The following is a 21238-nucleotide window of genomic DNA, read 5'->3' on the forward strand; positions in this document are numbered from 1 at the left end:
CCGGCCGCCGTACACCGCTCGCTCAGCGGATCAATACCAGTTGAACGACTCCGAGTGGCCCCAGGCGCCGCAGGGCGTCCCGTAGCCGCGGGCGATGTAGTCGAGACCCCACTTGATCTGAGTGGTCGCGTTGGTCTCCCAGTCCGAGCCGGCCGAGGCCATCTTGCTCCCGGGGAGCGCCTGCGGGATGCCGGTGGCGCCGCTGCCGGGGTTGGAGGCCTGGTAGTTCCACTGCGACTCGCGCTGCCACAGCTTCTCGAGGCACCCGAACTGGTCGGCGCCCCAGCCGTACTGGCTCGCGGCGAGGCTCGCGGCCGTCGCCTTCGCGCCCGCCGGGGTGTTGGCGTTCGCCTGCGCGGCCGCGGCTGCAGCCGCCGCGGCCGCAGCAGCGGCAGCGGCCTTGCGGTCCGCCTCCGCGCCCGCGGCGGCGAGCGCGTCCGACGCCGCCTTGGTCTTGTCGATGGTGCTGCGGAGCTTCGTGTCGTCGAGCTTCGTGAAGCCGCTGAGGCCGGCGATCGCCGTCTTCGCGGCCGTCGGGTCGGCCTTCGCCTGGTTGGCGGCGAGGGTCGCCTGGGCGCCGGCGAGGGTGGTCTTCGCCTCGTCCTCGAGCCGCTCGCGGACGATCGAGCCGTAGACGCCGAGCTGCTCGTGGCGCATCCCGGTGGACTCGGAGAGCTCGCGGGTCTGGCGCTCGCTGGCCTGCTGCTGCGCCATGACGGGGGCGATCAGGCTGGCGCTCATGATCACGGCGGCTGCGCCGGTCACGATGCGGCCGAAGGGGATGGGACTGTTCTTGACGGTGGAACGGAGAGTACTGAGCATTGTCTTCCTGGATCGGGTTATCCCGGCTGCAGCGCGCGGACGCCGGAGCGTGCGCGGGGGGACCGTGGCTCATCGGGAGCGGTCCAGCGGGCGACCGCGGAGCACGCGCGGAAGCGCCTCGTGGACCCGTGGTCCGGAAGGCGCGGCGTGCGGCGCGGGTGTGCCGGGCGTTCGGAAGGCTCGAGCATCCAGGAGCGGGCGCGGGGGCGCCTCAGGGGTTGGGGGCTGGATGCCGCCTGCGCGGCACGGACGGCACTCACGGCCGTCGATAAACGACCCTAGGCCCCGATTCTGGACGGTTCGGGCATAGAGCCTGGCAAAGTCGTGTACGCGTCAACGACTTTGGGGGTCGACCGCCGCCGTCGCCTCCTCGGCCTCGACGGCCGCTTCGGCCGCATCCATGCGCCGGTCGGTGACCCACAGCATCGGGATGAGCTGCAGCACGATGAGGCCGCCCATGATCCAGAACACCGACTGCACGCCGAACGCCTGGCCGAGCAGTCCGCCCGCCGCCGCGCCGAGCGGCATGGTGCCCCAGGCGAGCAAGCGGTAGGCGCTGTTGAGCCGGCCGAGGAGCCGGGTGGGGGTGACGCGCTGGCGCAGCGAGACCGTGATGACGTTCCAGACGGAGATCGTGATGCCGCCGAGCAGCATCCCGGCGCCGATGACGAACGGATTCGCGGTGAAGCCGGGCGTCGCGACGGTCAGCAGCGACCCGGCGATCGTCAGGACCAGGGCGCGCGACCGCCCGAGCAGCCGTTCGGCCGGCTCGGCGAGGAAGGTCCCGAGCACGCTGCCGATCGCCGAGCAGGTGAGCAGCAGCCCGTACGCCGGGTCGCTCAGCTTCATCGTCGAGGAGGGACCGGCCGCGTACAGCACGAACACCGTGAAGGCGGCGGAGGCGGCGAAGTTGAAGATGCCGACCATGATGGCGAGTGTCCGGAGGAGGGTGTTGCCCGCGAGGAACCTCAGGCCCTCGGCGATGTCCGCACGGATCGTGGTCGGCTCGGTGCGCCCAGAGACGAAGCGGCCGCGGACCAGCAGCAGCACCCCGATCGCCGCCACCCAGAGCAGCACCGGGGTTCCGAACGCGACGCCGACGCCGACGGCGACGAGGAATCCGCCGAGCGGCGGACCCACGAACTCGTTCGCCGTGAGCTCGGCGGCGTAGAGGCGGCCGTTGGCCCGTGAGAGACGGTCGCGGGGGACCAGCTGCGGCAGGATCGACTGCGACGAGGTGTCGTAGATGGTCTCGGCGACGCCGATGCAGAGCGCGGCCGCGTAGAGCAGCCAGATCGACCCGGCGCCGGCGACGGTCGCGACGGTGAGGCACGCGAGGAACAGCGCGCGGGCGCCGTTGGCCACGAGCATCAGCCGGCGGCGGTCCCGGCGATCGGCCAGCGCGCCGGCGGTGAGCGCGAAGAACAGCCACGGCAGCGTGAACGCGAAGGTGAGCCCGGCGATGAGGGCGGGGGAGTCGGTGTAGCGGATCGCGACGAGCGGGAGCGCGACTTTCATCGCGCCGTCGGCCAGGTTGGAGAGCCCGGCCGATGTCCAGAGCCTCCAGTAGCGCGTGCCGAGCCCATCCGTCGTCATGAGCCCAGGTTCGCACACTGATTGAGAAAGTTCAATCGATAGGAGTTCACTCAATCGTTGATAGTCTGGACACGTGACCGACGACCTTCCGCGTGCGAGCGGTGCCGACCCGGACGCCAAGCGCAGGCCTGCGACCCCGGAGGAGCTCAAGGCGCTCTCGCACCCGCTGCGCGTGCGGATCGTGCGGTTGTGCGGCGACCGCGACTGGACCAACAAGCAGCTGGCCGACCGCCTGGGGATCGACCCCGGCACCGTCTACTACCATGTGCGGCAGCTCGTCCGGACCGGATTCCTCGAGCCCGCCGACGTGAGGACAGGGGAGTCCGGCGCGCTCGAGAAGCCCTACCGCTCGACGGGCAAGAGCTGGTGGCTCACCGTCTCCCTCGACGACCTGGACCTGAGCCAGGGTCTCGCCCCCGTCGAGGCGTTCCAGCAGGAGCTCGCGGAGGCGGGTCCGACATCCATCGCCACCTACGCCCGCTTCTCGCTGCACCTCTCGCCCGAGGATGTCGCCGAGCTCGACCGCCGCATCGTGGCGGTGCTCGACGAGTTCATCGAGCACGACGCCGAGCGCGCGCAGCATCCCGCGCACGGCGGCATCTTCCTGGTGCACCGGGCCCTCGACCCCGGCTCCGACGACGCCGCCGCCTCCGCCTAACCCCACTTCCGTCTGACGCCATCTCCGCCTGACGGGCGGCGACTGCCCCCGTTCGTTACGACTGCGCCGCGGCGAGCAGCCGCAGACGTTCCGAACCACCGCAGTCGCGGTCGGCGGATGCGGTCAGAGCGCCTTCGCGGCGGCCGCCAGCACCTGGGCGAGCGTGGGGACGCCCTCCGCGCGGAACACCTCGGCGCCGTCCTGGCCTTCGACGATGACGGTCGGCGTCGAGCGGATGCCGTCGCGCTCGGCCCGGTCGATGTTGCGGGCGACGTCCAGTTCCGTCACCGCGATGCGGGGAGCGAGGCGCGCGGCCTCCGCGAGCACGGCGCGCGTCTGCATGCACGGCTCGCAGAAGGCCGACGTGTACAGGGTCAGGCGGGCACGGGTGTGCTCGGCCCCGGTGACCTCCGGGACAACGGCCGGTGTCGAATCCACCCTGTCAGTGTACGTCCGGCGAAATCGCGGCGACGATCCTGCAGAACCGGGCGTCCCGGCGCGACCCGGCGGGTCTGTGCGACCCACAATCGTCCCGTGAGCCGAACGACCTATACGCGCTACGTCGCCCTCGGAGACTCGCTCACCGAGGGGCTCTGCGACAGCGCGCCCGGCGCCCCGGACGCGTTCCTCGGCTGGGCGGACCGCCTCGCCGGCATCCTCGACGGCGACGCCCGCCTGGCCGGCGACTCGGTCGAGTTCGCCAACCTGGCCGTGCGCGGACGCCGGATCTCCGACGTGGTGGAGGCGCAGATCCCTCACGCGCTGCAGCTGCGCCCCGACCTCGTCTCGGTCATGATCGGCGGCAACGACCTGATGAGCCCCTCCGCCGACCCGGATGCGCTGGCCGCGCGGCTCGAGACCGGCATCCGCACGCTGCGCGACTCGGGGGCGACGGTGCTGCTCGCCAACATCTTCGACCCGCAGTTCGCCTTCTTCCTGAAGCCGTTCCGCGGCCGCGCCGCCGTCTTCAACGCGAACATCTGGAGCATCGCGCGGGACCAGCGCGCCGTCGTGCTGGATGTGTGGGGGGTGCGCGAGTTCCGCGACCCGGCGATGTGGGCGTCCGACCGCGTGCACCTCAGCACGCGCGGGCATCGCCTGCTCGCCGCCCACGCGGCGCACGCCCTCGGCGTCCCGTACGCCGAGGTGAGCGGGCCCGAGGCGGCCGCCGTGCCCGAGCCGCCGGCGCCGCCCGACGAGCTGCCCCTGCGCACGTGGCTCCGGGTCTACGCGATCCCGTGGGTGGCCCGCCGGCTGCGGCACGTCTCCACCGGCGACGGGCGCGGGCCCAAGCTGCCGGTCCCGCAGCGCGTGGGGCTCAGCGGCCACTCGATTCCGGGCACCGTCGGAGGGCCGCACTAGACTCGGTGTTATGGCTACCTCCTCGGATCGACTGGTCTGGATCGACTGCGAGATGACCGGCCTCGACCTCGAGGTCGACGAGCTTGTCGAGATCGCGGTGGTGATCACCGACTTCGAGCTGAACGTGCTCGACCCGGGCCTCAGCATCGTCATCAAGCCCGACGACTCGGCCCTCGAGCACATGGGCGACTTCGTGCGGCAGATGCACACCACCTCGGGGCTCATCGACGAGATCCCGAACGGCAAGAGCCTCGCCGAGGCCGAGTACGAGGTGCTGGAGTACGTGCTCAAGTTCGCGCCGACCGCGCGCACCGCGCCGCTCGCCGGCAACACCATCGGCACCGACCGGATGTTCCTCGCGAAGTACATGCCGCGGCTCGACAACCACCTGCACTACCGGAACGTCGACGTGTCCTCCATCAAGGAGCTCGCGCGCCGCTGGTTCCCCCGCATCTACTTCAACGCTCCCGAGAAGAACGGCGGGCACCGCGCGCTGGCCGACATCCTCGAGTCCATCCGCGAGCTCGACTACTACCGCTCCGCCGCGTTCGTCGCGCCTCCCGGCCCGAGCACGGAGGACACCCAGGCGCTGAGGGACGGCGTCGTGGAAAAATGGGCTCCCCGCATGTACTAGAATCGATGAGTTGCTTGCGCCGCCCACTCGGTTCGGCGCGACACATGGTGGGTATAGCTCAGTTGGTAGAGCGCCTGGTTGTGGTCCAGGAGGTCGCGGGTTCAAGCCCCGTTACTCACCCCACCAAAGAAGGGCCGGACTCCCCGAGTCCGGCCCTTCTTCGCGTCTCCGCCCCCCAGCGTCCCCCCTCTGTCGAGTACACGAAAAGTGCACGCGACACGCCGGATTCGCGTGCACTTTTCGTGTACTCGACGGGGGATGGGATGCGTGCGCAAGAGGGTGCCCCCGGCAGGAATCGAACCTGCGACCAAGAGATGAGAAGCACCGCGAGAACTGCTCCGGTGCCCCCGGCAGGAATCGAACCTGCGACCAAGAGATGAGAAGCACCGCGAGAACTGCTCCAGTGCCCCCGGCAGGAATCGAACCTGCGACCAAGAGATTAGAAGGCTCCTGCTCTATCCGCTGAGCTACGGGGGCGACGCATCCACGATACCGGAGCGGCGCCGGGCTCAGAGCGTCGCGCCGGACTTGCCCGCGCGGTTCACGATCGCGATGACCGGGCGCCGTCCGCGCAGGCCGAACCGCAGCCGCAACTGCGCCTGGTGGGCGATCAGCACGGCGACGACCGCGGCCGCGGCGGCGGGGAGGAGCCCGGAGATCGCGATCGCGATGTGCGGGCCGACCTGCTCCACGATCCACCCCATCAGCGGCCCGCCGAGCGCCTGGCCGCCGAGCAGCACCAGGATGTACAGCGAGATCACACGGCCGCGGATCTGCAGGTTCGACGACATCTGCACCAGCGAGTTCGCCGCCGTGATGAACAGCAGGTTGCCGACGCCGACGCCGATCAGCAGCATCCCGAACGCCAGCTCGCCGGGGGCGAATCCCGCCAGCGCCTGCACGATCCCCAGGGCGGCCGCCGTTCCGACGACCATCGACAGCCGCACGCTGGTGCGCCGGGTGGATGCGAGCGCCCCGGTGAGCGCACCGGCGGCGACGAGCGCGTTGAACATCCCGTAGCCCTGGGCGCCCACGTGGTAGACGTCGTTCGCGTACGCGGCGAGGAACACCGGCATGTTGAACGCGAAGACCGCGACGACGGCGACCATGACGATGGTCCAGAAGATCACCGGCTTCCGGCGCACGTACCGCATCCCCTCGGCGAGCTGCCCCTTGGTGCGCGGGGCCGCCGGCGACGCGTGCAGTTCGGAGCGCTTCAGGGTCGCAACCGCGAACACGACCGCGAGGCACGCGACGGCGTTGATCGCGAACGACCACCCGCCGCCGACCGCCGTGATGAGGATGCCGCCCAGCGCCGGCCCGATCAGGCCGCCGAGCTGGAAGATCGAGGAGTTGAGGCTGATCGCGTTCCGGAGGTACTTCGGGCCGACCAGTTCGTTCACGAACACCTGGCGGGCCGGGTTGTCGACGACCGTGACGAGGCCGAGCACGAACGAGATCGCGTAGACGTGCCACACCTCGATGACACCGCTCAGGGTCAGCACGGCGAGGAGCGCGGCGAGCGCGGCCGCGCACGACTGGGTGACGACGAGCAGGCGCTGCTTGGAGTAGCGATCCGTGATCACTCCGCCCCACAGGCCGAACAACAGCATGGGGGTGAACTGCATGAAGACGGTCACCCCGACCGCGGCGACGCTGCCGGAGAGCTGCAGCACCAGCCAGTCCATCGCGATGCGCTGCATCCACACCGCCGTGTTGGCGACCAGGTTGCTCGCGGCAAAGCGCCGGTAGTTCGGCACGCGGAGGGAGGCGAAGGTCTCCTTCCACGGCGGGCGGGCGGAGAGGACCGGCATGGGTCCGGTGGGCGGGGCCGCTGCGGGGGAGTGCGCCACGTGCGTGTTACCTCGATGTCAGTGCTGGTTCCGTATGAAGTGTCCTCATTGACATTACGCAGAACCGACTATTCTTGTTCCCGATCCGAGCTATAACTCCTATTGGCTTTTCGAATGGATGCGCGCGATGTTCGATCCGGTCCTGCTGCAGACCTTCCTGGCCGTCGCCGACACGCGGAGCTTCACCCGTGCCGCCGCCCGGCTCGGCATCAGCCAGCCGACGGTGAGCCAGCACATCCGGAAGCTGGAGCAGTCCGCGAAACGGCAGCTGATCGCGCGCGACACCCGTGAGGTGCGGCTGACGGACAACGGGGATGCGATGGCCGGCTTCGCGCGGACGATCCTCGCCGCCCTCGCGGAGGCGGACAGCTACTTCAGCGGTTCCGCCATGCGCGGCCGGCTGCGCTTCGGCGCGGCGGACGACCTCGCGATCACGACGCTGCCGCGCATCCTGCGCCACTTCCGGCAGCAGAATCCGCAGATCAACCTGGAGCTGACGGTCGACCAGTCGGCTCCGCTGCACCGCAAGCTCAAAGCCGGTCAGCTCGACCTGATCTTCATCAAGCAGACGCCGGGGACGACGGAGGGCACGGTGGTCGCGACCGACGAGCTGGTGTGGATGGGGCAGGAGAAGACCATCCTCGATCCCGACGGCCCGGTGCCGCTGATCTCGTACCAGGGGCCGAGCCTCAGCCGGCAGGTGGCGATCGACGCGCTGGAGTCCGCGGGGCGCACCTGGCGCATCACCTGCAACACCCGCGAGGTGAACGGCGTGCTCGCCGCCGTGCGCGCGGGGATCGGGGTGGCGGTGTTCCCGCGGTCGCTCATCCCGACCGACCTGATCAAGGTCACGAACCGGTTCGGGCTGCCGGATCTCGGGCACGTCGACTTCACGCTGCTGTCGAACCCGTCCGCCGCACGGGAGCCGGTGGAGGCGCTGACCACGGCGATCCTGGCGCGTGCGGTCAGCAGGGTGGCCTGACCGCCAGCCGGCCGAGAACCTGGCGCTTCAGCCTTCGATCGGCACCGCATCCGGATCGGCGGGTCGCACACCGCCGTCCGCGGATCGCCGGCGCAGCAGCAGTGCGACCAGCGGGAAGATCAGCACCGACAGCATCCCCGCGCCGACCAGTGCCGTCGCCGTCCCGCTCTGCAGGTCGTGCTCGCGCACGCCGATGTCGGTCACCGCGACGATGATCGGCAGGCCGGTCGCGGTGAAGAGGGTCAGCGCGGCGCGGTCACGCCCCGTCGAGCCCGGCGGGGCGGCGAAGGAGCCCGGGAGGCCGCGCACCACGACGAGCAGCACCAGGAAGATCGGGAGCAGGAGCAGCGCGCGCGGATCGCCGAGAAGGGCCTTGAGGTCGAAGCCGATGCCCGTGTTGATGAAGAAGACCGGGACGAGCACGCCGAATGCGACCGCCTCGAGCTTGCTCTCGATGTGGTGGGCGTCCTCGGGCGCCGCCCCGCCGAGAAGGATGCGGCACAGCACGCCCGCGGCGAACGCGCCCAGCAGCATGTCGAGCCCGAGAGCGATGCTCAAGCCCACGAGCGCTGCAATCACGAGCACGACGAAGCGCACCGCGAACTGTCCGCTGGTGTGCAGCGTGGCGCGGACCAGGCTCTGGAAGCGCTCGTGCCCGCCGCGCGACGCGAACCAGATCGCCGCCCCCGCGATGATCGCGAAGCCGATCAGCACGAGTGCGGCGGCCAGCGGTTTGCGGCCGCTGAGGAAGAGCGAGATGGCGATGAGCGGCCCGAACTCGCCGACGGCGCCCACCGCGATGACGACGCGGCCGAACGGCGTCCGCAGCTCGCCCGCATCCCGCAGCACCGGCATCAGGGTGCCGAGCGCCGTGGAGGTCAGCGCGATCCCCAGGTAGACGCCGGTGATCAGCTGGCCGACGATGAGCGTCGCGAGCACGATCCCGACGATCAGGGAGATGAGCCAGGTCAGGGAGGCGCGGCGGATCGGGCGCCCCGCGATCGCGGCGAAGTCGATCTCGTTGCCGGCCATGAAGAAGAGGAAGGCGAGGCCGAAGTTCGACACCGCCTTGAGAGCGTCCGTCTCCGGAACCCAGCCGAGCACGCTCGGGCCCGCGATCAGACCGAGCACGATCTCGAACACCACCAGGGGGATCTTGACGAACCGGCCGACGACGGTGGTCAGCAGCGCCGCGGCGACGGCGATCAGCGGGACGAGGACGACGGTGGACACGGCGGGAGCCATGCGCGCATGCTAGCGACGACGACGGCGATCGCGGCAGACCGTTCCGGACGTTCACACGCACGAAATCCTGCGGGACTATCGTGGCGTCATGCGTGAACTCCAGGCGAAGATCATCGAGGACCTGCACGTCCGTCCCGAGGTGGACCCGGCCGAGGAGGTCGACCGTCGCGTCGGCTTCCTGGTGGACTACCTGCGCTCCACCGGCGCCAAGGGCTACGTGCTCGGCATCAGCGGCGGCCAGGACTCGTCCCTGGCCGGCCGGCTCACCCAGCTCGCGGTGGAGCGGCTCGCTGCCGAGGGCATCGAGGCCGACTTCGTGGCCGTCCGGCTGCCGTACGCCGTGCAGCGCGACGAGGACGACGCCCAGCTGGCGCTGTCGTTCATCCAGCCGAAGAGCTCGGTCGTGTTCAACATCCAGCGCGGCACCGACGGCGTGGAGGACGAGTACGCGGACGCTCTCGGCGAGCCTATGTCCGACTTCGTCAAGGGCAACGTGAAGGCGCGCATCCGCATGGTCGCCCAGTACGCCATCGCCGGACAGCGGGCGCTGCTCGTGGTGGGCACGGACCACGCGGCGGAGGCGGTGACGGGGTTCTTCACCAAGTACGGCGACGGCGGCACGGACATCCTGCCGCTCACCGGGCTCACCAAGCGTCAGGGCAAGCAGCTGCTGCAGTACCTGGATGCGCCCGCGCGCCTCTATGAGAAGGCGCCGACGGCCGATCTGCTCGACCTGAACCCGGGTCAGACGGACGAGGACAACCTCGGGCTGACCTACAGCGACATCGACGACTTCCTCGAGGGCAAGGATGTCAGCGACGAGGTCGCGGAGGCGCTCGAAGCCCGGTACCGGGCCACCGAGCACAAGCGCCAGCCTCCCGCGAGCATGTTCGACGCCTGGTGGGGCGAGGGGTCGTACAGCCGCTGAGCGGCGAGAACGACGAAGGGCGCCGGCTTCTCAGCCGGCGCCCTTTCGTTTCGGGTGGAGTGTGCCGCCGTCGTGTCGGCGGGGTCGGTCAGACGGGCTGGCCGAGCCGGGCGGTCGGAGACGTGTCGGCGGTCGCGTTCGCGTCGGCGGCCGCTCCCGCGAACGGGGCGGCGCCGGTGCGCTCGGGCTCGGTCGTCTGCGTTGTCGCGGGCGCCGGCGCCGCCGCGTCGCCGCCTGCCGTCGCTGCGGCGGGCGCCGCGTACTGCTCGTGGTGCTGCTGGGCGACCCACGCATCCTGCTGCGCGATCAGCGACCGCTCGCTGTCGGTGTTCTCGAAGCGCCACCGCTCGAGGTCGCTCTGGAAGATCTTGCGGGCGCGGCGCGGGTTGTTCTGCCACTCGATCAAGCGGTCGCGGAACTCGGCGATCGCCGGGTCCAGCTGGTAGCCGAACGTCGCGGACGCGCGCTTCATCTCGGCGAGCTGGTGGCCCGCCCAGGTGGCGGCCAGGCCGGAGTTGCGGATGGGGAGCAGGCGCACCATGATGTCGGCCTGGCCGACGGCCCGGTCGGAGAGCACCTGCTCGGCCGGGGTGAGGGAGTTCCAGACGGACGCCTCGGTCGCGGCGTCGACGAGCGCGGCGATCGCGGACGCCTTCTGCTGGCGGTCGGTGCGGGAGAGGAGGCCCTTGATGGCACCCCGGGCGATCCAGGCGGCGATGAGGCCGGAGAGGATCACGGCGACCGCGAGGACCACCGCGTAGAAGATCACCGGGCGCGCTGCCGGCGACGTGAGCCAATCGACGAAGTCATTCCACCACTGCATGCCGTGATGGTAACGGCGGTCCGGTCGGCGGGCCGGGAGCCCGCCCGTCGTGTCGCCAACACCGCATGCCGGCGCGCTCCGGCGACGTGGTCGCGGCGTCGGCACGGCAGAATGGGAGTGCGTGACGAAAGGGGAACCCCATGCAGACCTTCGTGGTGGCCGGCGGATGCTTCTGGTGCCTGGACGCGGTGTACCGCGTGCTGCGCGGTGTGAAGGATGTGGTGTCCGGGTACACCGGCGGAACCGTGGTCGATCCCACGTACGAGGAGGTGTGTACCGGGCGGACCGGCCATGCCGAGGCCGTCGCGGTGACCTTCGACCCGGAGATCATCCCGCCGAGCGTCATCCTCGACGTGTTCTTCACGCTTCACGACCCGCGCCAGCTGAACCGCCAGGGCAACGACATCGGCACCCAGTACCGCTCGGCGATGTTCTACGACGGCGAGCACCAGCGCGAGCTGTTCGAGGCCGCCCGCGACCGTGCGTCCGGGTACTGGGACGGCGGGATCGTCACCACCATCGAGCCGCTCGGCCCCTTCTACCGCGCCGAGGAGTACCACCAGGACTTCTTCGCCAAGAACCCGGGCCAGGGCTACTGCCTCGCGGTCGCGTTGCCGAAGGTGAACAAGATCCGCGCCTCCTACGCGGACTACGTCGCGGCCTGAGGGGCGCTCGCCTCGCGGATCTGTCCACAGGTCGGCCGCTTAGGCGGGTTCTCCACGGATGTCCCGTCCGCGATTCCTGCGCTCGGCCGCTCGACGAGAGTGGTCTCGGGGCCGCCGCCGGGCGGTCCGGATTGGAGAGATCAATGTCCGAGACTGTCGCCGTCCGCGGGTTCGTCGCCACCGAGCCCCGTCACCTCGTCACGGAGGGCGGGCTGCCGATCACGAGCTTCCGGCTCGTCACCACGCGGCGCCGCTACAACCGCCAGGCCGCCTCGTGGGAGGACGGTGGGAGCAACTGGTACACCGTCAGCGCGTTCCGCCGGCTCGCGCTGAGCGCGGCGGACTGCGTGGCGAAGGGCGACCCGGTGCTCGTCTCCGGGAGGCTGTGCCTGCGCGAGTGGACGGGCGAGAAGCAGGGGATGACCGTGGAGATCGAAGCAGACTCGATCGGGCACGACCTCGCCTGGGGCCGGTCGCGGTTCACCAAGTCGGCCGGGGGCGACTCCGCGAGCGGAGCGCCGGACGAGGCGCCGGAGCCTCCCGACGCGCTCCCAGCGGCCGCCCCCTAAGATGAGGCATATGACGCCTCCCGTGGTCCGCCGGACCGGTCCGTTCGCCGTGTCCGCGGTCGTGTTCGCGGCGTCCGCGGCGGTCGCTCTGGGCCTCGCCGGCTGCACGGGCGCACCCGCACCGAGTGCGTCCCCGGCGGCGTCGACCGCGGTCGCAGCGCCGAGCCCGGCCCCGAGCGCTTCCGCGCCGGCGGCCATCGCGCTCGTCCCCGGTGGGACGGCGGAGCAGAACCTTCCGTACTTCGACCAGGTGAACCACGCGACCCTCGCGGCGAACCCGAACGCGCAGGGGCGCGACTTCATCGACGCCCTCGTGGCGGCGGGGTTCCAGAAGAGCGACATGCAGGTGACCGTCGACACCACGACCATCGGCCTGAAGGCGAACAGCATCCAGTTCTCGGTGCGGATGGGCGACACCTGCCTGATCGGCCAGAACGGCGCCGACGCGGGCGGGTACTGGAGCGAGGTCGTCCCCGTGCTGTCGACGGGCACCTGCCTCGTCGGGCAGACGCGCGCGATCGACTGGTGAACCGAGCACGCCCGTGGTGATCTGAGCACGCCCGCCCGATGGGCGGTGCTATCCCGGTATCCTCGAATACGGCAAACAGCCGACGACAGGGAGTTTGAGAAGAAGAGTGGCCGAATACATTTACTCGATGGTGCGGGCCCGCAAGGCGGTCGGCGACAAGGTGATCCTCGACGACGTGACGATGGCGTTCCTCCCCGGAGCCAAGATCGGTGTCGTCGGTCCCAACGGCGCCGGTAAGTCCACCATCCTGAAGATCATGGCCGGCCTGGACACCCCCTCCAACGGCGAGGCCAAGCTCTCCCCGGGATACACCGTCGGCATCCTCATGCAGGAGCCGGAACTCGACGAGAACAAGACGGTCCTCGAGAACGTCCAGGAGGGCGTCGGCGAGATCAAGGACAAGGTCGACCGCTTCAACGAGATCTCGGGGCTGCTCGCCGACCCGGACGCCGACTTCGACACGCTGCTCGCCGAGATGGGCACGCTGCAGGAGCAGATCGACGCGGCCGACGCGTGGGACCTCGACTCCCAGCTGGAGCAGGCGATGGATGCGCTGCGCTGCCCGCCGGGGGACTGGCCGGTGAACACCCTCTCCGGTGGTGAGAAGCGCCGTGTCGCGCTGTGCCGCCTCCTGCTGCAGAAGCCCGACCTGCTCCTCCTCGACGAGCCGACCAACCACCTCGACGCCGAGAGCGTGCTCTGGCTCGAGCAGCACCTGGCCAAGTACCACGGCGCCGTGCTCGCCGTGACGCACGACCGGTACTTCCTCGACCACGTCGCCGAGTGGATCGCCGAGGTCGATCGCGGCCACCTCTACCCGTACGAGGGCAACTACTCGACCTACCTCGAGAAGAAGCGCGAGCGCCTCGAGATCCAGGGCAAGAAGGACGCGAAGCTCGCCAAGCGCCTCTCCGAGGAGCTCGACTGGGTGCGCAGCAACGCGAAGGGCCGCCAGGCGAAGTCCAAGGCGCGTCTCGCCCGCTACGAGGAGATGGCGGCGGAGGCCGAGCGCACCAGGAAGCTCGACTTCGAGGAGATCCAGATCCCGCCGGGGCCGCGCCTCGGCCAGGTCGTCATCGAGGCCAAGGGCCTGGAGAAGGGCTTCGGTGAGCGCATGCTCATCGACGGGCTCAGCTTCACCCTCCCGCGCAACGGCATCGTCGGCGTGATCGGCCCGAACGGCGTCGGAAAGACGACCCTGTTCAAGACCATCGTCGGGCTCGAGCCCCTTGACGGCGGAGACCTCAAGGTCGGCGAGACGGTCAAGATCTCGTACGTGGACCAGACCCGTGGCGGCATCGACCCCAACAAGAACGTGTGGGAGGTCGTCTCCGACGGTCTCGACTACATCCAGGTCGGCAAGACCGAGGTGCCGTCGCGCGCCTACGTCTCGACGTTCGGCTTCAAGGGACCGGACCAGCAGAAGAAGTCCGGCGTGCTGTCGGGCGGTGAGCGCAACCGCCTCAACCTCGCGCTCACGCTCAAGCAGGGCGGCAACCTGCTGCTCCTCGACGAGCCGACCAACGACCTCGACGTCGAGACGCTCTCCAGCCTCGAGAACGCGCTTCTCGAGTTCCCCGGCTGCGCCGTGGTCATCACCCACGACCGGTGGTTCCTCGACCGCATCGCGACGCACATCCTCGCCTACGAGGGCACGGAGGAGAACCCGTCCGACTGGTACTGGTTCGAGGGCAACTTCGAGGCCTACGAGGAGAACAAGGTCGAGCGTCTGGGGCCGGACGCGGCGAAGCCGCACCGCTCCGCGTACCGCAAGCTCACCCGCGACTGAGCCGGGCGACCCGATGCGACTGCACGTTCCGATCAAGCTCCGCTGGAGCGACCTCGACGCCTACGGGCACGTCAACAACGCCGAGATGCTGCGCCTCCTCGAGGAGGCGCGCATCGAGGCGTTCTGGGTGACCGACGACAGCGCCGAGGCCGGATCGGCGAACGGCGAGCCGGTGCGGGGGAGCGGCGAAGCGGTCGGAGCGTCGACGGCCGTCCTCGACGGACGCCCCGGCGCGGACACGCTCACCCTGATCGCGCGTCAGGAGATTGAGTACCTGGCGCCCATCCCGTACCTGCGTCAGCCGCTCGACGTGCAGCTGTGGCTCGGGCGGCTCGGCGGCGCCAGCCTCGAGGTCTGCTACGAGGTCTGGTCGCCCGAAGGCACCGAGCCGCCCACTCTGTTCTCGCGGGCCGCGACCACGATCGTGCTCGTCGACGCCACGACGCAGCGCCCGCGGCGCATCAACGACCGCGAGCGCGACGCCTGGACGCCGTACCTCGACGAGCCGGTCGCGTTCGCGAAACGCGCCTGACCGGCCGTCGCCCCGCCCGGCAGGCGAACTGACCGGCAACGCGGCGCCCCGCCCGGCAGCGCCGGTCAGGGCGTCGGCGACGGCGCGGTCGGCAGCGGCGTCGGGCTGAACGAGTTCTCCCAGATCGCCCGCGAGCCGGCCTCGCCGATCAGCACGACCTCCACGATGGTGCCGACGGCCAGCACCAGGGCGATCACGGTCAGCACGACGAGCACCACCCGGTGCACCACCGGCGACGGCTGGCGCCGGGAGCCGGGGCGATCGATGAAGAAGAACCACGCCCACTGCAGCACCGAGAACACGAACAAGGCGATCACCCACGGCAGCAGCGTGCGCCCGAGGGCGGCGTGCTGCAGGATGAGCGGCGTCGACGGCACGCGCGCCTGCAACCACTCGCCGGCCTCCGTCACCACCGGCACCAGCACCAAATCCGCCAGCGCCAGCAACGGCACCACGATCCCCAGACGCCGGCGCGCCGCGGGCCAGATCGGCACCAGCAGCGCGGCGACCGCCGTCAGCGGGATCAGCACCACCACGAAGTGGACGAGCAGGACGTGCAGCGGCAGCCCGTTGACCTCCACGACGGCCCCTACTCGGTCACGGTCACGGAGTCGCCCGAGACCTGCGCCTTCAGCTTCGGCAGCGGGTCGCGCGCGGGACCGTTCAGCACGTCGCCGGTCGCCCCGTCGAACCGGGAGCCGTGGCACGGGCAGTCGAACTCCTTGCCCTGCGGCGCCACCGTGCAGCCCTGGTGCGTGCACACCGCGCTGAACGCGACCACCTGGCCGGCGCTCGGCTGAGACACCACGATCGGCTTGCCGCCCAGCGTCGCCGACACCGCACCGCCCACCGGGATGGACGCCAGCGACACCTCGGCGGTACCCGAACCGCCGCCGGAGCCGCCGGAGCCGCCGGAGCCGCCCGAGCCGTCGCCGGAGCCGCCCGAGCCGTCCGCACCACCCGGTGTGCAGGCGGCGAGCAGCAGGGCGCCGGCGGAGACTCCGCCGATGGACACGAGCGTGCGGCGGGTGAGCGGTGCGTGGTCGTTCATGCGGGTTCCTCCCGTTCGGCGGATTCGTCTCTTACCGTATTCACGAGACGATGCAGCGGTCGGTTCAACCGTGGCGTGTGAACCTTTCCACCGGCTGCATCGTGTACAGGGTGGAGGTGAACATGCCGGAGGAGGACGCCCGCTTGCTGCGCGAACTGCACGACCAGCACGCGCAGGCGGTCTGGCGGTACGTGGTGCACCTCACCGGCGACCGGGCGATGGCCGACGACATCGTGCAGGAGACGCTGCTGCGCGCCTGGCGGAAGCCCACGGTGCTGGACCAGTCGCAGCAGTCCGCCCGGACGTGGCTGTTCACCGTTGCGCGCAACCTGGTGATCGACGGGCGCCGCAGCGCGCAGCACCGGCACGAGTTCGGCACCGACGAGGTGCCGGAACGTCCGGCCCCGGACAGCGAGGCGGATGCGGTCCTCGACGCCTGGCTGGTCTCCGACGCCCTGGCCGAGCTCTCCGTCGAGCACCGGGCCGTCATCGTCCACGCCTACTACGGCGGACGCTCGGTGGCCGAGATCGCCCGCGAGCTCGACATCCCCGAGGGCACCGTCAAATCGCGCCTCCACTACGGACTGCGGGCCCTGCGGCTCGCCCTTCAGGAGAGAGGGGTGACGGAACGATGACCACCCACGACGAGTTCGCCACCTGGGACGCCGCGTATGTGCTCGGCGCGCTCTCACCGGCCGAGCGGCGCGAGTTCGAGGCGCACCTGCGCGACTGCGAGCGGTGCTCGGAGGCCGTCTCGGAGCTGGCGGGTATGCCGGGCATCCTGAGCCGGGTGCCCCGCGAGCAGGCGTTCGCCCTGCTCGACGAGGAGGCGCCGGAGACGACGCCCGCCGATGACCGCGGGCCCTCCCCGGAGCTGCTCCCGTCGCTTCTGCACCGCGTCCGCCGCCGCCGGGTCCGGGCGCGCTGGCTGATCGCGGGGCTCTCCACGGTCGCCGCGGCGCTGCTCGTGGGCGTCGCCGCGCTCGTGCTGCCGACCGTCCTCAACCCGGTGTCTGCGCCGCAGACGGCCGTCGCCATGCAGCAGGTCGAGCCGAGCCCGCTCACCGCGGACGTGCGGCTGACCGCCGAGCCGTGGGGCACGCGCATCGACTCGACCTGCAAATACGCCCACGTCGGCGGTGAGGAGGGCTCGCACACCTGGACGTATGCGATGGTCGTCACCGACCGCGCGGGTCACCAGTACACGATCTCCACCTGGACGGCCGACGAGGGCACCACCGCGCGCCCGATCGCGACGACCAGCGTGCCGCTGAAGGACATCGCGAGCGTGGACATCCGTGCCGCCGGAGCCGGGACCGTCCTGCTCCGCAGCACCTTCGACTGACCGGCGGGCGACGCCTCGGGCCCCGGTTCAGTCGGCGCGGGGGAGGCGGATCGTCGCCTCCTGCGCGACGCTCGCCACCAGGCGTCCGTCGCGGGTGAAGATGCGTCCCTGCGAGAGGCCGCGGCCGCCGCCGGCGGTCGGCGACTCCTGCACGTACAGCAGCCACTCGTCGACGCGCGCCGGGCGGTGCCACCACATCGCGTGGTCGAGGCTCGCCGCCTTCAGCCCCGGCGTCGCCCAGGCGATGCCGTGGCGGCGCATGACAGACTCCATGATCGTGTAGTCGCTCGCGTACGCCAGCGCGGCGCGGTGCAGCGCCATGTCGTCCGGCATCTCGCCGATCGTCCGGAACCACACCGCCTGGTGGGCGACGCGGTCGCCCTCCACGGACAGGTAGATCGGGGAGGTGACGTGCCGCATGTCGAATGGCCGCTGGCTGGCCCAATACTGCGCGACCGGGTGCCGGACGTCCTCGAGCGTGGACGCGGTGGAGGGCAGCTCCTCCGGTCCAGGGATGCCGTCCGGCATCGCATCCTGGTGCTCGAAGCCCTCGTCCTCGGTCTGGTACGACGCGATCATCGACAGGATGGGCAGGCCGTTCTGGTACGCCTGCGTGCGCCGGGTGGAGAACGAACGGCCGTCGTGGATGCGATCGACCGAGAAGGTGATCGGGAAGTTCACGTCGCCCGGCCGCAGGAAGTACCCGTGCATCGAGTGGATGCTGCGGTCGTCCTCCACGGTCCGGGTCGCCGCGACGATGGACTGGGCGAGCACCTGGCCGCCGAAGACACGGCCCAGCGGCATCCACTGGGAGGGGCCCGTGAAGATGTCCTCGCTGGTGCGGGCACCGGTGTCGGTGAGATCGAGCGCGGTCAGTAGGGAAGCCAGGGGCTCGGTCACGGTGCCTCCAAGTCGATGGTCTGTTGGTAGTTTAGACACCCGATGAACCAGTCGTTTTCCCTGATGGATGCCCTTGCCGTCGCCGACCTGCAGACGTATCTGTCTCGGGCGGCCCGTGTCGAGGAAGGTTCCGTGCGCCTGATCGCCGGTTCGGGCGTGCTCGCCGTCTACACCGCGATCCTGTACCCGCGCGGGCTGCTCGACACCACGCCGACGGTGCTGGGCCTGCGGACCTTCGCCATCGGGAACGACGCCGAGTTCGACGCCGTCGTGCCGATCCGCTCGCTGCTCGACCGGGTGGCGCGCGTGCGCGAGAGCGCCGAGGCGGCCGCCGCCGAGGCGCAGGCGGAGGCGGGCGCCGCGCCCGACGGTCCGATCGAGATCCGGCTGCCGCTGGAGGTGTCGACGGTCACCTGGGCGGGCATCTCCCCGCCGCGCGGCGGCTGGCACAAGGTGGGCGAGACCGATCCCGGCCGCCTGCGGACGGTGGCGCGCGATGGCATCGCCGAAGTCGCGGACGCGGTCCCGACGGGGACCGGCGAGCAGCTCGTCCAGCGCGTCCGCGCCGAGGTGTGGGGCCGCGAGATCGAGGGCCTCGAGTACGTTCCGGCGGGCGCCGGCTTCGCCGCCGAGAGCCTCGGCTTCCTCGGCGACGACGAGCCCGTCACCATCCACGAGACCGGCACCTGGACCCGCCTCACCACCCGCCGCGGCCACACCCTGGTCCGCCGAGCCTCCTGGAGCCTCCGCCGCTAACCCCCCAGCCCCCATCGAGCCCCGCCCCTCCATCGAGTCCTCAAAAAGTGCACGCGACACGCCGCAAAGGCGTTCACTTTTCGAGGACTCGACGGAGGGGGGAGAGGGCGCAGGTCAGGCGAGGGCGGCGGCGCGGCCGGCCTGGCGGCCGGAGAACAGGCAGCCGCCGAGGAACGTTCCCTCCAGGGCGCGGTAGCCGTGCATCCCGCCGCCGCCGAAGCCGGCCGCCTCGCCGACCGCGTACAGCCCCGGCACCGGACGGCCGCCCGGGCCGATCACGCGCCCGTCGAGGTCGGTCTCGATCCCGCCCAGGCTCTTGCGGGTCAGGATGTGCAGCTTGACCGCGATGAGCGGTCCCGCCGACGGGTCGAGCAGCTTGTGCGGCGGCGCGACGCGGATGAGCCGGTCACCCCGGTACTTCCGCGCCCCGCGGATCGCGGCGAGCTGCAGGTCCTTGCCGAACTCGTTGTCGAGCTGCCGGTCGCGCTCGTGCACGTGCCGGGTGACCAGCTCGGTGTCGAGGGGGACGTCCGCGATGCGCTGCATGCCCGCGAGCAGCTCGTCCAGGGTGTCGGCCACCACGAAGTCCTCGCCGTGCTCCTTGAAGTCCTCCACGGGGCCGGGGGCGCCCGGTCCGACGCGGCTGGCGAGGAGGCGCAGGTCCTTGCCGGTCAGGTCGGGGTTCTGCTCGCTGCCGCTCAGCGCGAACTCCTTCTCGATGATCCGCTGCGTCAGCACGAACCAGCTGTAGTCCGAGCCGGTCCGGCGCAGGTGCTCCAGCGTCCCGAGCGTGTCGAAACCGGGGAACAGCGGCGACGGCAGCCGGTCGCCGTGCGCGTCGAGCCACAGCGACGACGGACCCGGGAGGATGCGGATGCCGTGCCGCTCCCACGCCGGGTCCCAGTTGGTGATGCCCTCGGTGTAGTGCCACATCCGGTCGCCGTTGATGAGGTGCGCGCCGGCGGTCTCCGCGATCCCGAGCATCCGCCCGTCGACATGCGCGGGCACGCCTGACAGCATGTGCGCGGGCGGCTCGCCGAGGCGCGCGGGCCACGCGGCCCGCACCAGCTCGTGGTTGCCGCCGATGCCGCCCGACGCGACGATCACCACGGGGGCGCGGAACTCGAAGTCGCCGGTCACCTCCCGGTTGCTCGGTGCGCCGCGCTCGGCCGGGTCGGGCGCCAGCACGGCCCCGCGCACTCCGACCACCCGGCCGTCTTCCACGATCAGCTCGTCGACGCGGTGACGGTTGCGGACGGATGCGTGCCCGCTGGCGGCGGCCGACTGCACCCGCCGGGCGAATGGTTCGACCACGCCCGGTCCGGTGCCCCAGGTGATGTGGAACCGCGGCACCGAGTTGCCGTGGCCTCCCGCCGAACCGCTGCCGCGCTCCGCCCAGCCCACGACGGGGAAGAACCGGAGGCCCTTCTCGTGCAGCCACGCGCGCTTCTCGCCGGCGGCGAACTGCAGGTACGCCTCGGCCCAGCGGCGCGGCCAGTGGTCCTCCGCCCGGTCGAAGCCGGCCGAGCCGAACCAGTCGTCACGGGCGAGGGCGAGCGAGTCGTGCACGCCCATCCGCCGCTGCTCGGGCGAGTCGATCAGGAACAGCCCGCCGAACGACCACCACGCCTGTCCGCCGAAGGAGGCCGAGGGCTCCTGCTCGACGATGGTGACGCGACGTCCCGCGTCCAGGAGCTCGGAGGCGGCGACCAGTCCGGAGAGGCCGGCTCCGACGACGATCGCGTCGGTTTCGTGTGTCATCCGTGTCTCCTTCGGCACCGGGATGGCGGGGGAGGGCTACTCCTCGAATGTGTTGACCATAGCGAACGCCGCCCGCTCGAGGTAGCTCCAGAGCGTCTCCTCCTGGAGGGGCGGCAGCTCGAGCCGCTCGACCGCGACGCGCATGTGGGCGAGCCAGCGGTCGCGGGCGTCCGGGTTGACCTTGAACGGGTTGTGCCGCATCCGCAGCCGGGGGTGACCGCGCTGCTGGCTGTAGGTCGTGGGACCGCCCCAGTACTGCTCCAGGAACAGGAGCAGCCGCTCCTTCGCCGGTCCGAGGTCCTCCTCCGGGTACATCGGACGGAGCACCGGGTCGTCGGCGACCCCGTCGTAGAACGCGTCGACGAGGCGCTGGAAGGTCGGACGGCCGCCGACCTCGTCGTAGAACGCCTTCTGCGGGCCGGTGGGGATGAGCGGCAG

General features: G+C 70.9%; 24 protein-coding genes and 2 tRNA genes. 14 read left to right on the forward strand and 12 right to left on the reverse strand.

The window, feature by feature from the left end; genetic code table 11:
• Window positions 1-30 precede the first annotated feature (30 nt).
• Window positions 31-822: a hypothetical protein gene (locus tag ACTJI1_RS18170; protein WP_310128933.1), complete on the reverse strand. Its 792-nt coding sequence runs from the start codon at window positions 820-822 to the stop codon at window positions 31-33.
• A gap of 333 nt (window positions 823-1155) precedes the next feature.
• Window positions 1156-2418 (reverse strand): MFS transporter, encoded by a 1263-nt coding sequence (locus ACTJI1_RS18175; protein WP_440743714.1) that lies wholly within the window; start codon window positions 2416-2418, stop codon window positions 1156-1158.
• A 73-nt stretch (window positions 2419-2491) separates the two neighbouring features.
• On the opposite strand from ACTJI1_RS18175, the gene ACTJI1_RS18180 reads away from it, so the two are divergent.
• Window positions 2492-3076, forward strand: a complete 585-nt coding sequence (locus ACTJI1_RS18180; RefSeq protein ID WP_440743715.1) for an ArsR/SmtB family transcription factor — start codon at window positions 2492-2494, stop codon at window positions 3074-3076.
• A gap of 123 nt (window positions 3077-3199) precedes the next feature.
• Here the strand turns inward: ACTJI1_RS18180 and ACTJI1_RS18185 are convergent, their stop codons facing one another.
• Window positions 3200-3514, reverse strand: a complete 315-nt coding sequence (locus tag ACTJI1_RS18185; RefSeq protein ID WP_310128937.1) for a thioredoxin family protein — start codon at window positions 3512-3514, stop codon at window positions 3200-3202.
• Window positions 3515-3610: 96 nt separating this feature from the next.
• Between ACTJI1_RS18185 and ACTJI1_RS18190 the strand changes: the two genes are divergently transcribed.
• The 3 genes from ACTJI1_RS18190 (at window position 3611) to ACTJI1_RS18200 (ending at window position 5195) form a co-directional block, all read left to right on the forward strand.
• Entirely contained in the window at window positions 3611-4438 is an 828-nt protein-coding gene (locus ACTJI1_RS18190; protein WP_440743716.1) for an SGNH/GDSL hydrolase family protein, read from the forward strand.
• A gap of 10 nt (window positions 4439-4448) precedes the next feature.
• Window positions 4449-5072, forward strand: coding sequence for an oligoribonuclease (orn, locus tag ACTJI1_RS18195; RefSeq protein ID WP_310128940.1), 624 nt, complete (start codon window positions 4449-4451; stop codon window positions 5070-5072).
• Window positions 5073-5119: 47 nt separating this feature from the next.
• A tRNA-His gene (locus tag ACTJI1_RS18200) sits at window positions 5120-5195 on the forward strand.
• 281 nt (window positions 5196-5476) lie between these two features.
• Here ACTJI1_RS18200 and ACTJI1_RS18205 read toward each other — a convergent pair.
• Window positions 5477-5549, reverse strand: a tRNA-Arg gene (locus tag ACTJI1_RS18205).
• A 32-nt stretch (window positions 5550-5581) separates the two neighbouring features.
• Window positions 5582-6886 (reverse strand): MFS transporter, encoded by a 1305-nt coding sequence (locus ACTJI1_RS18210; protein ID WP_440743717.1) that lies wholly within the window; start codon window positions 6884-6886, stop codon window positions 5582-5584.
• Window positions 6887-7052: 166 nt separating this feature from the next.
• Between ACTJI1_RS18210 and ACTJI1_RS18215 the strand changes: the two genes are divergently transcribed.
• Window positions 7053-7907 (forward strand): LysR substrate-binding domain-containing protein, encoded by an 855-nt coding sequence (locus ACTJI1_RS18215; protein WP_310128943.1) that lies wholly within the window; start codon window positions 7053-7055, stop codon window positions 7905-7907.
• A gap of 27 nt (window positions 7908-7934) precedes the next feature.
• Here ACTJI1_RS18215 and ACTJI1_RS18220 read toward each other — a convergent pair whose 3' ends face one another.
• Window positions 7935-9152, reverse strand: a complete 1218-nt coding sequence (locus ACTJI1_RS18220; RefSeq protein ID WP_440743718.1) for a cation:proton antiporter — start codon at window positions 9150-9152, stop codon at window positions 7935-7937.
• A gap of 88 nt (window positions 9153-9240) precedes the next feature.
• Here ACTJI1_RS18220 and nadE point away from each other — a divergent pair, with 88 nt between their 5' ends.
• The gene (gene nadE, locus ACTJI1_RS18225) at window positions 9241-10080 is read left to right on the forward strand and encodes an ammonia-dependent NAD(+) synthetase (RefSeq protein ID WP_440743719.1); all 840 of its coding nucleotides are present in this window, start codon (window positions 9241-9243) and stop codon (window positions 10078-10080) included.
• 88 nt (window positions 10081-10168) lie between these two features.
• On the opposite strand, the gene ACTJI1_RS18230 is transcribed toward nadE, so the two are convergent.
• Window positions 10169-10903: a hypothetical protein gene (locus tag ACTJI1_RS18230; RefSeq protein WP_310128949.1), complete on the reverse strand. Its 735-nt coding sequence runs from the start codon at window positions 10901-10903 to the stop codon at window positions 10169-10171.
• Window positions 10904-11043: 140 nt separating this feature from the next.
• Between ACTJI1_RS18230 and msrA the strand changes: the two genes are divergently transcribed.
• The 5 genes from msrA (at window position 11044) to ACTJI1_RS18255 (ending at window position 14987) form a co-directional block, all read left to right on the forward strand.
• Entirely contained in the window at window positions 11044-11568 is a 525-nt protein-coding gene (gene msrA / locus ACTJI1_RS18235) for a peptide-methionine (S)-S-oxide reductase MsrA (RefSeq protein WP_310128951.1), read from the forward strand.
• A gap of 143 nt (window positions 11569-11711) precedes the next feature.
• Window positions 11712-12137, forward strand: coding sequence for a single-stranded DNA-binding protein (locus ACTJI1_RS18240; RefSeq protein ID WP_440743720.1), 426 nt, complete (start codon window positions 11712-11714; stop codon window positions 12135-12137).
• Between the two features lies 1 nt (window position 12138).
• Window positions 12139-12666, forward strand: coding sequence for a DUF6993 domain-containing protein (locus tag ACTJI1_RS18245; RefSeq protein ID WP_440743721.1), 528 nt, complete (start codon window positions 12139-12141; stop codon window positions 12664-12666).
• 106 nt (window positions 12667-12772) lie between these two features.
• Window positions 12773-14455: an energy-dependent translational throttle protein EttA gene (ettA, locus tag ACTJI1_RS18250; protein ID WP_440743722.1), complete on the forward strand. Its 1683-nt coding sequence runs from the start codon at window positions 12773-12775 to the stop codon at window positions 14453-14455.
• Window positions 14456-14468: 13 nt separating this feature from the next.
• Window positions 14469-14987 carry an acyl-CoA thioesterase gene (locus ACTJI1_RS18255; protein ID WP_440743723.1) on the forward strand — a complete coding sequence of 173 codons (519 nt, stop codon included), beginning with the start codon at window positions 14469-14471 and terminating at the stop codon, window positions 14985-14987.
• A 65-nt stretch (window positions 14988-15052) separates the two neighbouring features.
• On the opposite strand, the gene ACTJI1_RS18260 is transcribed toward ACTJI1_RS18255, so the two are convergent.
• Window positions 15053-15568, reverse strand: coding sequence for a hypothetical protein (locus ACTJI1_RS18260; RefSeq protein ID WP_310128957.1), 516 nt, complete (start codon window positions 15566-15568; stop codon window positions 15053-15055).
• Window positions 15569-15576: 8 nt separating this feature from the next.
• Entirely contained in the window at window positions 15577-16038 is a 462-nt protein-coding gene (locus tag ACTJI1_RS18265) for a ubiquinol-cytochrome c reductase iron-sulfur subunit (protein WP_440743724.1), read from the reverse strand.
• A gap of 122 nt (window positions 16039-16160) precedes the next feature.
• Between ACTJI1_RS18265 and ACTJI1_RS18270 the strand changes: the two genes are divergently transcribed.
• Window positions 16161-16673, forward strand: coding sequence for a sigma-70 family RNA polymerase sigma factor (locus ACTJI1_RS18270; protein WP_310128961.1), 513 nt, complete (start codon window positions 16161-16163; stop codon window positions 16671-16673).
• Window positions 16670-17383, forward strand: a complete 714-nt coding sequence (locus ACTJI1_RS18275) for a zf-HC2 domain-containing protein (RefSeq protein WP_440743725.1) — start codon at window positions 16670-16672, stop codon at window positions 17381-17383. The genes ACTJI1_RS18270 and ACTJI1_RS18275 overlap by 4 nt, the downstream gene beginning before the upstream one ends.
• A 27-nt stretch (window positions 17384-17410) precedes the next feature.
• Here the strand turns inward: ACTJI1_RS18275 and ACTJI1_RS18280 are convergent, their stop codons facing one another.
• On the reverse strand, window positions 17411-18283 hold the full coding sequence (locus ACTJI1_RS18280; RefSeq protein WP_310128964.1) for an acyl-CoA thioesterase: 873 nt from the start codon (window positions 18281-18283) through the stop codon (window positions 17411-17413).
• A 42-nt stretch (window positions 18284-18325) separates the two neighbouring features.
• On the opposite strand from ACTJI1_RS18280, the gene ACTJI1_RS18285 reads away from it, so the two are divergent.
• Complete coding sequence (locus tag ACTJI1_RS18285) at window positions 18326-19039, forward strand: hypothetical protein (RefSeq protein WP_440743726.1); 714 nt, start codon at window positions 18326-18328, stop codon at window positions 19037-19039.
• 114 nt (window positions 19040-19153) lie between these two features.
• Here the strand turns inward: ACTJI1_RS18285 and ACTJI1_RS18290 are convergent, their stop codons facing one another.
• Window positions 19154-20800, reverse strand: a complete 1647-nt coding sequence (locus ACTJI1_RS18290) for an FAD-binding dehydrogenase (RefSeq protein ID WP_440743727.1) — start codon at window positions 20798-20800, stop codon at window positions 19154-19156.
• A 36-nt stretch (window positions 20801-20836) separates the two neighbouring features.
• The gene (locus ACTJI1_RS18295) at window positions 20837-21238 is read right to left on the reverse strand and encodes a globin (protein WP_440743808.1); all 402 of its coding nucleotides are present in this window, start codon (window positions 21236-21238) and stop codon (window positions 20837-20839) included.

The sequence above is a fragment of the Leifsonia sp. 22587 genome, from assembly GCF_052044215.1.
In the GTDB taxonomy this organism is placed as follows: domain Bacteria; phylum Actinomycetota; class Actinomycetes; order Actinomycetales; family Microbacteriaceae; genus Leifsonia; species Leifsonia shinshuensis_C.